Origin of the sequence: Salinibacter pepae, from assembly GCF_947077775.1 — a bacterium.
Classification (GTDB): domain Bacteria; phylum Bacteroidota; class Rhodothermia; order Rhodothermales; family Salinibacteraceae; genus Salinibacter; species Salinibacter pepae.
On record NZ_CAMTTE010000001.1, the window covers coordinates 13476 to 26610 of the forward strand.

At 68.9% G+C, this 13135-nt stretch carries 10 protein-coding genes; 7 read left to right on the plus strand and 3 right to left on the minus strand.

The window, feature by feature from the left end; translation table 11 throughout:
- Positions 1–103 precede the first annotated feature (103 nt).
- On the plus strand, positions 104–1075 hold the full coding sequence (gene hemC / locus OJA40_RS00080; RefSeq protein ID WP_208426401.1) for a hydroxymethylbilane synthase: 972 nt from the start codon (positions 104–106) through the stop codon (positions 1073–1075).
- Positions 1076–1119: 44 nt separating this feature from the next.
- Positions 1120–1863, plus strand: a complete 744-nt coding sequence (locus OJA40_RS00085) for a uroporphyrinogen-III synthase (protein ID WP_208426400.1) — start codon at positions 1120–1122, stop codon at positions 1861–1863.
- A gap of 1 nt (position 1864) precedes the next feature.
- Here OJA40_RS00085 and thiE read toward each other — a convergent pair whose 3' ends face one another.
- Both thiE and OJA40_RS00095 read right to left on the minus strand, forming a co-directional pair.
- Positions 1865–2563 carry a thiamine phosphate synthase gene (thiE, locus tag OJA40_RS00090; protein WP_208426399.1) on the minus strand — a complete coding sequence of 233 codons (699 nt, stop codon included), beginning with the start codon at positions 2561–2563 and terminating at the stop codon, positions 1865–1867.
- A gap of 300 nt (positions 2564–2863) precedes the next feature.
- Positions 2864–3601, minus strand: coding sequence for a DUF3667 domain-containing protein (locus OJA40_RS00095; RefSeq protein ID WP_263809776.1), 738 nt, complete (start codon positions 3599–3601; stop codon positions 2864–2866).
- 348 nt (positions 3602–3949) lie between these two features.
- On the opposite strand from OJA40_RS00095, the gene OJA40_RS00100 reads away from it, so the two are divergent.
- The 4 genes from OJA40_RS00100 (at position 3950) to OJA40_RS00115 (ending at position 11437) form a co-directional block, all read left to right on the plus strand.
- Positions 3950–5296, plus strand: a complete 1347-nt coding sequence (locus OJA40_RS00100; protein WP_263809777.1) for a glycerate kinase type-2 family protein — start codon at positions 3950–3952, stop codon at positions 5294–5296.
- Between the two features lie 227 nt (positions 5297–5523).
- On the plus strand, positions 5524–8016 hold the full coding sequence (locus OJA40_RS00105) for a M14 family metallopeptidase (protein ID WP_263809778.1): 2493 nt from the start codon (positions 5524–5526) through the stop codon (positions 8014–8016).
- A gap of 51 nt (positions 8017–8067) precedes the next feature.
- Positions 8068–10173 (plus strand): thioredoxin domain-containing protein, encoded by a 2106-nt coding sequence (locus OJA40_RS00110; RefSeq protein ID WP_208426397.1) that lies wholly within the window; start codon positions 8068–8070, stop codon positions 10171–10173.
- Between the two features lie 73 nt (positions 10174–10246).
- Positions 10247–11437, plus strand: a complete 1191-nt coding sequence (locus OJA40_RS00115) for a thiolase family protein (RefSeq protein WP_208426396.1) — start codon at positions 10247–10249, stop codon at positions 11435–11437.
- Positions 11438–11458: 21 nt separating this feature from the next.
- Here OJA40_RS00115 and OJA40_RS00120 read toward each other — a convergent pair whose 3' ends face one another.
- Positions 11459–12400 (minus strand): DUF4097 family beta strand repeat-containing protein, encoded by a 942-nt coding sequence (locus OJA40_RS00120; RefSeq protein WP_263809779.1) that lies wholly within the window; start codon positions 12398–12400, stop codon positions 11459–11461.
- A gap of 79 nt (positions 12401–12479) precedes the next feature.
- Between OJA40_RS00120 and OJA40_RS00125 the strand changes: the two genes are divergently transcribed.
- The gene (locus OJA40_RS00125; protein WP_208427615.1) at positions 12480–13100 is read left to right on the plus strand and encodes a DNA-3-methyladenine glycosylase; all 621 of its coding nucleotides are present in this window, start codon (positions 12480–12482) and stop codon (positions 13098–13100) included.
- Positions 13101–13135 lie beyond the last annotated feature (35 nt).

Sequence of the window (13135 nt, forward strand, 5' to 3'; positions counted from 1 at the left end):
GTCTCAACCGTGTCCCGCACGGCCGGAGGGGGACTGGAGGGGGGCTGTGCCGTAGACGTGCGGAGTGTCGATCGCATTCTCTTTGAGTTTCTCTGGACTGGGCATGTCGACTTCCGACCCGCTTGTTCTCGGCACCCGAGGCAGTGACCTTGCCCTCCGGCAGGCCAACGTCGTGCGGTCGAAGCTCGAAGCCGCCGGGCACCGCGTCGAGTTGCAGACCATCACGACCCGCGGCGACGAGGCGACGGACACGCCCATCTCCGAGATTGGGGACGAGGCGGTCTTCACCAAGGAGCTGGACCGTGCCCTGCTCCAGGGAGGTGTAGACCTGGCCGTCCACTCCCTCAAAGACATCCCGTCGACGGTCCCCTCAGGGCTCGCACTGGCCGCGATCGGGGAGCGCGAAGACCCGCGGGATGCGTTCGTCGCGCATCCGTCTTTCGACGGGCACCTCCACGATCTGCCGGAGGGGGCCACGGTGGCGACCGCCTCGCTCCGCCGCACGGCCCAGCTGCTTACTTGGCGGTCCGACCTTGAGGTCGTGCCGGTTCGGGGCAACGTGGACACCCGCCTCGAGAAACTGAGCGAGAGCGACTGGACGGGAATGGTGCTGGCGGTGGCGGGCCTCGTGCGGCTCGGGCTGTCGCTTCACATCCGCGACCGGATCGATCCGTCGCTCATTGTGCCGGCGGTGGGGCAGGGGGCGCTCGGCATCGCGTGCCGGGAGGATCAGGATGCGCTTTGCGACCTGCTTCGGGAGACCCTCCACCACGTCCCCAGTGGGCATGCCGCGAATGCGGAGCGGGCCTTTTTGAAAACGGTGGGCGGCGGGTGTCAGGTGCCGCTCGGGGCGTGGGCCCACATCGACGACGGCACGCTGGTGCTGGACGCCTGCATTGCCGCCCTCGACGGCAGCGAGCACTACCGCGACGAGCGGCGCTGCGCGCCAGAGGACGGGGCGGCCGTCGGGCGGGAGCTGGCCGCCGACCTGCTGGCGATGGGGGGCGACCACATCCTCGACGACGTGCTCGGCGAAAGCCGGGAGGGGGCGTCAAACTCCCCCTTCCGGCCCTGATTGGGACTCCACTCGCGTGGCCCTGCGAGCATCTGGCATCGACCATGAGCGCCGCTCCCGACGTCATTCTTCTCCGGTCGGCGGACGATGAGGCCCCGGACCGGTACCGGGCCGCCTGTCGCGAGGCGGGGCTGCGGGCGGTCTGCGAGCCTGTGCTCGCCTTCACGTTCCCCCGACAGGCCCAGCTCCGCGACCGGCTGGCCGCCCCCGACCCGTACGTGGGGCTCCTCGCCACCAGTCCGCGGGCCACTGTCGCCCTCGAACAGGTGTTTGCGTCCCACGAAGCACTCGCGGACGGGTGGGCGGACCGCCTGGCGTACGCGGTGGGGCCGAAGACCGCGGCCCGCCTGCGAGCGCTGGGGCTCCGTGCCCGCGGGGACGACACGGGCACTGCGGACGCCCTGGCCGCGCGCATCATCAAGGACGATCCGGACGCGCCCCTGCTCTTCCTATCCGGCAATCGACGGCGCGAGACGCTGCCGGAGGCCCTGCGGGCCGCGGAGGTCCGTTTCGACGAGCTGGTGGTGTACGAGACGCACGCCCGCACTGATCTCGACGTGCCGGCGCGGGGGAGGGCGTCCTGGCTCGTCTTTTTCAGCCCGTCCGGCTTGGAAGCGGCGACCCGCGCGGAGGGGGTAGACATGCAGGCCCATCGGCTCGCGGCCATCGGGCCGACTACGGCGGAGGCCCTAGAGGGCGACGGGCACGCCGTGGAGGCGGTGGCAGAGGAGCCGTCCCCGGATGGGCTCGTGGCGGCCCTTCAGGGGGCAGGCGCGCGTTCCTCCTGAGTCACGAGTCCGCCTCGCGAAGCACGCCGTCGATGGCGGCCCGGAAGCGGGCGGTCGCCTGCTCGGGGTTGCGGGCCGTGTCGACCGCGGACAGGACGGCCACGCCGTGGGCGCCCGCCTCCAGAACGCTCCGCACCCGGTCGTGGGTGATGCCCCCGATTGCGATGACCGGGATGGGAACGGCCTCACACGCGTCGGCCAGGCCGGCGGGGCCCTTCACGGACTTTGGGTTGCGCTTCGAGGTCGTGGGAAAGACCGGCCCGAAGCCGATGTAGTCGGCCCCCTGTTCGTAGGCCTCTGCTGCCTCGTGGGGCTTGCTGGCCGTGCCGCCGATAATGGGGGAGGGGCCCAGCACCGACCGGGCCGCGTCGATCGGAAAATCGTCCCGTCCAAGGTGCACCCCGTCGGCGTCGGTGGCCTGCGCGATGTCGAGATGATCGTCGATCAGAAGGGGCGTGGAGGCGTCGGCACATACCGTGGCGACCCTGCGCGCCTCCAGCAGCTTGTTTTGGACGCCACCGTGCTTCTGCCGAAACTGAATGGTGTCGGCCCCGCCCCGAATGGCGAGGCGGGCCAGCTCGGCGTGGGAGCGATCCTGCTGAAGGTGGAAGTCGGTCAGCACGTGCAGGCGGCCGATCGTTTTTTCGGCGCGGGTGGGCTCCCCGTTGGTGGGCTCCCCGTTGGTGGACGTATTCTCCATGACTGAGGTGGGTGCATCTCGTCGATAACGTGCGACGCCTTCACTTCTTAGCTTCGCCGCAGTTCCAGACGGCACCGGACGCCCGTTCCCTGTGAGACGCTAAGCGGGAGGTGCTCGGCCGAGTGCCCCCCGTGCCGGTAGCGAGCATAGGGTTCAAAGGCCCCATGCACGAGAAGGAGAACCGCGAGGACGACACCGGCGGTGGCGGCTCCCGGTCCGCTCCCGGAGTAGGCGTCCGGATACGCCCAGAGCAGCCATTCGGCGTATCCTGTGAGGCCCACAATTGACACCAGAGCGGCCTCAGTGTATCCCCATGCCAATCCGAGGCCTCCCTTGATTCCGTTCCACACGCTTGCCCCAGCATCCATACGTAAGGACATGCGGATAGACGAAGAGAAGCGCCTGGGACCCCCAATCGAACGCAGTCGAGAGTCGAGCTCCGAGCGCTCCGTGGTGCACGAAGAGTTCGAGGATGCAGTCGGCGCACTGGTAGAGGATGACCGCGTGGGCGGTGGCGTACGTCCCGACGGCGAAGGATTCGGCCGGAACGTTCGTGTCTCGGCGAAACAAAGCCCAGTAAAGGAGCCCAACGAGCCCCGCGATCAGCACGAGCGCCAGAGCAGGATACGCGCCGAGCTGCTCGAGATCCTGAACGGCCGCGCTCCACGCGGTTCCTTCGAGAGATGCGGCCGCTGCTTCCCCCGAATCCTCGGCCGCGCCCTTCGTAACGCCCTGTGCGACGTGTACAGCGAATCGTCCGATGTTGTGGTCTGGGGCACCAATGCCCTGCAACGCTGCAGAAGCGACTGTAGTGACGATGGCGCCGACCAGCAGGTAGCGCCCCGGGTTCATGAACGGTTGTCGTGCCCCCGCCAGGTAGGCCCGCACGGCCGTGCCGGGGTGGAGCGTGAGGTCCCTGAAGGCTCGCCAGAGCCCGCGTTCCGTGTCAACAAGCTCGCGGACGAACCCGCCGAGAATGCCGATCACAGAGAGCTCCGACCCCCCCCGCTGGCCACAGGCCGGACAGTAGTCTCCCACGAAGGTCCGCCCGCAGTTGGCGCAGGTCTCGGGCACTGCGGGCGGCCGCGCCTGCGGGGCCTGAGCTGCTTGTGTCGGTGCTGGCGCCATCCAGAATTGCGGACATGAGACACCCTCTCTAGTCGATCCAGTACACGCTGCGCCAACACCGCGCGTGAGGACTGACTCGATGCCCTCTACCCCAGAGCCGCGATTGAGATTCCTGTGCGCGATGTGGTCCGGATCGAACCGTGGAGCGGGCCCCAACCCCCGGCCGATCTTTCGCCGCCGGGACCCTTGCGGGACACTTCCCGGCGACAACGACGTGTACGAAATCGCAATCTTCCTCCTCAAAGCGAGCCGTCGACCGTGTCAACCCCGGATCTTCTCGACACCACCGCCGCGGATGCGAAGGCCATTTTCCGTGCGGCCGTCCGCCGCGTACAGGCCGACCGCCTAGTCAATTCGACCGACCCGGACGCGTGGGCCCCCCAACCGCTGGGCCACTACGAGGGAATCCGTGTCGTCGGGCTCGGAAAGGCCGCCATGGCGATGATGGGGGCCGTCGAGCAGGTGCTCGGCGATGCCATGACCGACGGGTACGCCATCGTGCCGGAGGGGTACCCGGAGCACCTTCCGGCGTCGTGCCCGGCCCCCACGGCGGGGACCGTGCTGGAAGGCGGCCACCCCCTCCCGACGCAGGCGGGAGTGCGTGGGGCCCGACGCATCGTGGAGCAGGCCGAGGCGGCGGGGGCCGACGAGCTGCTTCTCGTGCTGGTGTCGGGGGGCGGGACGGCCCTCGGCACGTTGCCGGCCGACGGCATGGCCCTCGCGGACCTGAAGCGCACCTACCACCTTCTGCTCCACAGCGGGGTGAAGATCCAGCAGATGAACGCGGTGCGCAAGCACCTGACGCAGATGGGCGGGGGCCAGCTTGCCCGGGCGGCGGCCCCGGCGGACGTGGGCAGCCTCATCGTCTCTGATGTTTTCGGGAACGACATGTCCGTTATTGCAAGCGGACCCACCGTTCCCGATTCCACCACGTACGAGGATGCCATGCGCGTGCTCTACACGCGGGACCTGTGGACCGAGGTGTCGGGCCCGGTGCGCACGCGTCTCAGCACGGGTGCACGCGGGCGCCATCCAGAGACGCCCGGCCCGGGGGCGGACTGTTTCGAGCGCACGTCGAACACGCTGGTGGGAACCAACCGGATGGCCCTCGCGGCGGCCCGGGAGGCGGCTGAGGCGCGCGGGTACGCGGTGCGACAGGTCACGGAGGAGGTTGAAGGGGAGGCCCGGTCGGTGGGCACATCGCACGCTGAGGCCATGCTGCAATCCAGCCCCGAGACCCCCACCTGCTGGCTCTGGGGGGGAGAGACAACGGTCACGGTGACGGGCGACGGCACGGGGGGGCGCAACCAGGAGGTGGCCCTGGGCGCTGCCCGGGCGATGGAGGATGCGTCCCGGCCGACGGTGCTCTTGAGCGGGGGCACCGACGGCATCGACGGCCCGACGGACGCGGCGGGGGGCTGGGCGACCCCCATGACGACCGAAAAGGCCCGTGCCGTCGATTGCGATCCCAAAGATCACCTTCGTCAGAACGATGCGTACCCGTTCTTTGACGCCATCGATCACCTCTTGCGCCCAGGGCCGACCCACACAAATGTGATGGACGTGCACGTGGGGCTCAGCCTCCCCGAAGACGCCCAGCCCTGATGTGCATTCCCGAGCGCGGCTCTCTTTTCACGAGGCTGTCATTTCACCTGCCGTGAGGAATCGGTATACTGTGTTGTCAGTCTCCTTCGTTCTGCCTTCGCATTCGACTTCCCTCCGCACTCATGTCTTTTCGATCGCCTCTCCGGCGCCTCGCGGCTGTCGGGGCAATTCTTCTCGGCCTCTGTCTCACAGTGGCGCCGGCGTCCGGCCAGGACCTCCCGCTCGCCATGGACACCCCGCTCCCGGGGACCGACAGCTATGACGACGCCATCCCCACCCCCACGGAGGTCATCGGCCACGAGATTGGGACGCGCCACACCCGTCCGGCCCAGGTCGTGCGCTACTTTGAGGCGGTGGCGGCGGTCAGCGACCGGGTGCAACTTCGGGAGCACGGCCGCACCTATGAAGGACGCCGCCTCATCCACGCCGTCGTGACGAGCACGGACAACCAGGACAACCTCGACCAGATCCAACGCGCCAACCGGCGCGCCGCCACCGCGCCGGCCCAGGTGTCGGACGAGGACCTCCAGGACCGCCCGGCCGTCGTCCTCATGGGATACAGCATCCACGGCGACGAGGCGAGCGGCACGGAGGCCGCGATTCTGCTCCTGTACCACCTGGCGGCCGGTAGCGGGCCGGACGTCGACGCGGCCCTGGAGAATGCCGTCACCCTCATCGACCCGATGTTCAACCCCGACGGGCGCGACCGCTTCGTGGACTGGGTCAATGGCAACCGGGGGGGCACGCCCACGGCCGACCCGCAGGACCGTGAGCACAACCAGCCGTGGCCGGGCGGGCGCACCAACCACTACTGGTTTGACCTGAACCGGGACTGGCTGCCCGCACAGCACCCGTCCTCGCAGGGGCGGCTCGACTACTTTCACAACTGGAAGCCGCAGGTGCTCACGGACTTCCACGAGATGGGATCGGAGGCGACCTACTTCTTCCAGCCGGGCGTGCAGAGCCGCACGAACCCCAACACCCCAGGGATGAATCAGGAGCTGACCGGTCGCATCGCGGAGCGCCACGGCGAGTACCTCGACCAAATCGGGTCCCTCTACTACACCCGGGAGACGTTCGACGACTTCTACTACGGCAAGGGATCGACGTACCCGGACATCAACGGCTCGATCGGCATTCTCTTCGAGCAGGCCTCCTCGCGGGCCCTCCTGCAGGAGACGAGCAAGGGCGAGCTGACCTACCCCTTCACGGTGCGCAATCAGTTCATGACCTCGCTCTCGACGATGCGGGCCGTCGTGGAACTGCGGACCGATCTGCTGGAGTATCAGCGCGACTTCTTTGCCAACCGGGACGAGGCGCTGCAGGACACCGAGACCGAGGCCTTCCTCATCGACCGGTCGGCGCAGCCCACCCGGGCCCGCGCCCTGGCGCAGGTGCTCGACCGCCACGAGGTCCGGATGTTTGGCCTCGACGAGCAGGTCCAGGCCAACGGAACCACCTTTCGACCGGGCGACGCCTACATGGTCCCGCTCGACCAGCCGCAGGGCCGCTTCGTGAAGGCGGCGATGGAGCGGACCTCCACGTACCCCGATTCGATTTTCTATGACGTGTCGACCTGGAGCCTCCCGCTGGCCTTCGGGGTCGATCACGCGGCCGTCTCCGACGCGCCGGCGCAGGGGCAGCGGCTTCAGAACCCGAGCTACGAAAGCGGAGAGGTTGTCGGGGGGCGCTCCGAATACACCTACGTGCTGCCCTGGGGGAGGTACTACGCCCCGCGGGCCGTGCAGCGCCTCCACAACAACGACATCCGTCCCCGCGTGATGACCGAGCCCTTCACGGCGCGCGTCAACGGATCGTCCGAGTCCTTCGACCGGGGCGCCATCGTGGTGCAGGTCCAACAGCGCGGCGTGGCCGCCGACAGCATCCACCAGGTCGTCCAACGCATCGCCGAGGACGACTACGTGGACGTCTACGCCGTGGACCAGGGGATGACCCCGCAGGGCCCAGATCTCGGCAGCGCGGGCTCCGATATTCTCGACCCGCCGAAGGTCGCGATCGTGACGGGGACCGGCGGCGGCTCCCGCTACAGCGGCACGAGCGCCTACAACGCGGGAGAGGTGTGGCACCTTCTCAGCGAGCGCATGAACGTGCCGGTGTCGCTGGTCGACCTGTCCGACGTGCAGTACGCGGACCTCGACCGCTACAACACGATGGTGCTGGCCGGCGGCAGCTTCGACGACCTGCCCACCGACGATGTCGAGAACTGGGTCCGGAATGGCGGCACGCTCATTGGTGTGGAGGACGCCGTGGAGTGGCCGATTGAACAGGGCATGGTGGACCTGGAAGAGCGCGCCCTGGACGTGGACTCACTGGTTCAGGACCAGTCATACGCGGACCTGGACAATGCCTATGGGGCGCAGGGCATTGGCGGCTCCATCTTCGAAACGAACCTCGACCCCACCCACCCGGTCGCCTACGGCTACGACGAGAGCGTGCCCGTCTTCCGCGTGGGGACGGGCTTCTACGACCCGAGCGATGAGCCGGGGGCGAGCGTGGGCACCTACGACGCCACGCCGCGCCTGAGCGGCTACCTCTCCGATGAGCAGACCGAACAGGCCCGGGGCGCCGCGTCCATCGAGGCCCACGAGGTGGGCGGCGGGCAGGTCATCCTCTTCATGGACAATCCCAACTTCCGGGCCTTCTGGTACGGCACCAACGGCCTCTTCCTGAACGCCGTCCACTTCGGCCAAATCCTGTAGGGCCAGGGAGCGTGTTCATGTGTTCAGGTTCACCAACACACTGACGACGCCATGCCCAACCGCCTCGCCAACGAGCAGAGCCCGTACCTGCGCCAGCACAAGGACAACCCCGTCGACTGGCGCCCGTGGGGCGACGCGGCGTTTGCGAAAGCGCGCGAGGAGGACAAGCCCATCTTCTTATCCATCGGGTACTCGACGTGCCACTGGTGCCACGTCATGGAGCGAGAGTCCTTCGAGGACGACGACGTGGCCGCGCTCCTCAACGACGGCTTCGTGCCGATCAAGGTGGACCGCGAGGAGCGCCCCGACGTCGACAGCATCTACATGGACGTCTGCCAGATGATGCGGGGCCAGGGCGGGTGGCCGTTGACCGTGCTCCTTACCCCGGACCGGAAGCCCTTTTTCGCGGCGACGTACCTGCCGAAAGAAGGGCGGTTTCAGCAGACGGGCCTCATGGACCTGCTGCCGCGGGTCCGGCAGCTCTGGAACAGCGACGACCGGACGAAGCTTCTCGACGACGCCGAGCAGGTCACCGACCGGCTCCAACGCATCGGGGACGAGCAGACGGACGGGGACGCGCCCGGGCCGACGCTCCTCGACGACGCGGCGCGGCAGCTCGCCCAGCAGTTCGATCGGACGCACGGGGGGTTCGGGTCGGCCCCGAAGTTTCCGGCGCCGCACAACCTGCTCTTCCTGCTGCGCCACTGGCACCGGACCGGCGAGCAGGCGGCCCTCGACCGGGTCACCACGACGCTTGACCGGATGCGGTGGGGCGGCCTCTTCGATCAGGTGGGATACGGCTTCCACCGGTACTCCACCGATCAGCAGTGGAAGCTTCCCCACTTCGAAAAGATGCTGTACGACCAGGCCGTGCACGTCCTGGCGTACACGGAGGCGTACCAGGCGACCGGCACCGACCGGTACGAGCGCACGGCCCGCGAGGTGCTTACGTACGTCCGCCGCGACCTTCAGGCCCCGGACGGCGGGTTCTTCTCCGCCGAGGACGCTGATAGCTTGAACGCGGAGGGGGACATGGAAGAGGGGGCGTTCTACGTCTGGTCGATCGAGGACATTCGAGAGCACCTGGAGCCCGCCCTGGCGGACCTCGTGATTGACGTCTACAACATGTCGCCGGCGGGCAACTACCAGGAGGAGCGTTCGGGCGAGCGGACCGGCAAAAACGTGCTGCACCGCGAGCAGTCCCTCGCCGCGGCGGCCGAGCAGCGGGGGATGGACGAAGAGACGCTCCGCGATCGCCTCGACGACGCTCGTGAAACCCTGCTCGACGCGCGGGACGACCGCTCCCGTCCGGGCCTCGACGACAAGGTGTTGACCGACTGGAACGGCCTCATGGTCGCCGCCCTTGCGAAGGCCGCCCGCGTCTTTGACGAGGCCCAGTTCGAGGAGGCCGCCGTCCAGACGGGCCGGTTTGTGCTCGACACGATGCACGACGCGGACGGGCGCCTGCTCCACCGGTACCGGGAGGGCGAGGCCGGCATCCAGGCCACCCTCGACGACCACGCGTTTCTGATCTGGGGACTCCTGGAGCTGTACGAGACGACGTTCGACGCCGACTGGCTCCGGGCGGCGGTCGAGCACATGGAGGCGGCCCTGGACCGCTTCTGGGACGCCGAGGGCGGCGGCTTCTACATGACCCCTGAGGATGGAGAGGCCCTCATCGTGCGCCCGAAGGAGGCGAACGACGGCGCCCTGCCGTCCGGCAACTCGGTGCAGCTGATGAACCTGTTGCGGCTGGCCCGCTTTACCGGTCGCACCGAGTTTGAGGAGCGGGCGGCGGCGTTGAGCCGGTGGGCGGGGGCGACCGCCCGGCGCCGGCCGACCGGGGTTACGGCGATGCTCTCGGGGCTGCACTGGGCGCTGGGCACCCCGCGGGAGGTGGTGGTGGCGGGCAAGCCCGATTCGGACGACACCAATGCCCTGATCGAAGTGCTTCGGGACGACTACACCCCGACCACGGTTGCGCTGCAACGTCCTCCGGGCGACGCGGACATCACGGCCCTCGCCCCGTTTACGGCATCGCAAACGCCCGTGGACGGCCGGGCCGCCGCGTACGTCTGCGAGGCGTTCCGGTGTGAGGCGCCCGTCACGGACCCGGAGGCGCTCCGAGAGCAACTCCGGACCGATCGGGAGGGCTGACGCGCCCGTTTCTCTGTCACCCCCTTTCTCTGTCACCCCGTTTCTGCTTTCTCACCAACTCTCCTGCTTCGCTATGCGTGACGTTTATATTGCCGCGGCCGCCCGAACCCCGATGGGGCGCCTCGGCGGGGCCCTTAAAGCCCACTCGCCTGTCGACCTCGCCGCGCCGGTCATGCGCGCGGCGCTCGACCGTGCCGGGGTCGATGGGGGCGGGCTCGATCTGTACATCTTCGGCAATGTGCTTCGGGCAGGGCAGGGCCAGCTGGTGCCGCGTCAGGCGGCGCTCCAGGCGGGCATCCCCGAGAGCGTCGACGGGTACGCCGTGGACATGGTGTGTGCCTCCAGCATGATGTCGATCATGAACGGGGCGACGATGATCAAGGCCGGGGAGGCCGATCTTATTCTGGCGGGGGGCACCGAGGCGATGTCCGACGCGGGCTTCTACCTGGATTCCGGGGCGCGGTGGGGCTACACGTTTTCGCCGGGGGGGGAGCAGCTGCAGGACGTCATGCACCGCGACGGCCTCAGCGACCCGGAGACCGGCACCGCCATGGGCGAGCAGACCGAACGGCTCTGTGCGGAGCACGGCATCGGGCGGGCGGCGCTCGACGAGATTGCGGCCACTTCCCAGCAACGGGCCGCGGAGGCGACGGACGCCGGCCGTTTTGACGATGAGATTGCCCCGGTGGAGTACGACACGCGCTCGGGGCCCGAGACGCTGGAGACGGACGAGGGCATCCGCCCGGACACGACGGCGGAGGGGCTCGCGAACCTGGGGCCGGCCTTCGCGGAGGACGGCGTGTTGACGGCGGGCAACAGCAGCCAAATCTCCGACGGGGCCGCGGCGGTGCTCCTTGCCAGCGCCGATGCGGTGGACGCGCACGGCCTCACGCCGCTCGCAAAGGTGCATCGCGGGGGCTGGTCGGCGCGCGAGTCGTGGCGCTTTCCGGAGGCCCCCATTCCGGCGGTTCACAACGTGCTCGACGCCACCGACACCACGCTCGACGACTACGACCTCTTCGAAAACAACGAGGCCTTTGCGATCAACAACATCCTCTTCCACCGCGAGCTCGACGTGCCGTACGACCGGTTGAACGTGCACGGCGGCGCGATCGCGCTCGGCCACCCTATTGGGGCGTCGGGAACGCGAATTACGGTGACGCTCCTCCACGCCCTCCGGCAGCACGACGGCACGATGGGCATGGCCTCCATCTGCCACGGGACGGGGGGCGGCGTGGCGCTGGCGATCGAGCGGACCACTTGAGGGAGAAGGCGCCACGCCCAACTACGCCCCGGACAGTGCGCAACACTGCGCCGCTCCCTGGACGGCCCGCCCCTCGAACGCGACCCCGCCCCCATTGAGCCGGCCCTCAATGCGGTGGGCCGTTCGTTCCCCCTCGAACGCAAAGTCGTCGTCGAGATCAACGCGAGCGCCCGCAAGGGCAAGGGCTACGGCATGGTCGAGGGGGAGGTGCGCCCGGAGGGGGCCGCCCACGGACCGGAGGATGGTGGCTTGAGTGGGGGCGCCCCGGTAGGTGAGCGCTCCGCCTCGGACTTGTGCCCCGCAGGGGCCCGTCAGGTGTCGGAGGGTCAGCGCCGCGCCGTGGACGGCTATGTCGGCCGATCCGTTCAGGTCCTCAACGGTGGTGGGACTGGACCGTGCCTGCAGGGTGACGGGCGTGTTCTGGAGGCGTTCGAGGCGGATGGGGCCCGCCGCCCACTGGGCGGTAAGGGCGGCATCGGTGCTATCCTGGACCGTGAGGTCGCCGCCGCTCCCCCGAACCCGGAGCGGCCCCGTCAGCCCGGTGGCGCACACCGAGCCGCCCGGGGCAGTCAGGTCGACGCTGCCGGCCAGGTCGGAGGCCTCGACCGTCCCCCCGAAGGCTTGTGCAGTGACGTCCAGGCCGGGAGGGAGGACGACGTCGAGCCGAACGGCGGTGGGGCGGCTTCGGCGCTTGCGCCAATCCGATATGCCCCCGGAGACGCGACGCCCGAAGACGTGCAACCGGTCGCCCGACTGATGTGTGGAAATTGCCTTCCGGTCGAACAATCGGCGGGCGGTGTCCGCATCGGCGCCCGGCACCGTGCCACGGACCTGGACGCGATCGGCCTCGTCGTGGGGCCGAAGGCGGAGGCGCGCCTCGGGGACGTCGAGGCAGAGCGCCTCCAACGCGCCGGCCTCGAACGCCGCGTCCATGACGGTTGCCGTCGAGGAGGAAGAGGGCATAACACCAATCGGGCAACAAGTGCGCAGGTACCTGTGCCGCCCGGATCTACCGGCCACCCTGCCAACTGTTCACCCTGACATGGAGCCTCTTCCCGCGTCCTTCTTCAACCGGCCTACGGTCTCCGTTGCCCGGGACCTGCTGGGCGCCCGTCTCGTCCACGAGGCCCCGACCGGCACCCGCCTCGTCGGGCGGATCGTGGAGACGGAGGCCTATACGGAGGACGACCCGGCCTGCCACGCCTCGCACCTCTCGCGTGATCCGGAGACCGGTGAAGTGGTCGGTCAGGGGCGGGGCCAGGACCTGTTCGCCGCGCCGGGCACCGCGTACGTGTACCTTATCTACGGCGTCCACTGGCTCCTCAACGTGGTGACGGAACCGGAGGGAACGGCGGGCGCGGTGCTGGTCCGGGCGGTGGAGCCCGAGGAGGGCCTCCAGGACATGCGGACGGAGCGGGGCGTCGACCGCAGGGTGGATTTGACGAACGGGCCCGGGAAGCTCACCGAGGCGTTCGGCATTGACGGCGAGTTTCACCAGACGCGCCTGACGGCCCGTCCGCTGTTCTTTGCCGACGGGGACTCCGTGGGCGACGAACAGGTGGCCCGGTCCTCACGCATCGGCATCTCCAGGGGGGTGGAGCGCCCCTGGCGGTGGTACGTGGCGGCGAACCGGTTCGTCTCCCCGGCCAGCCCGAGTGGATAAGTCCACTTGTGCGTCCGAGAGGGACGATCTCAATC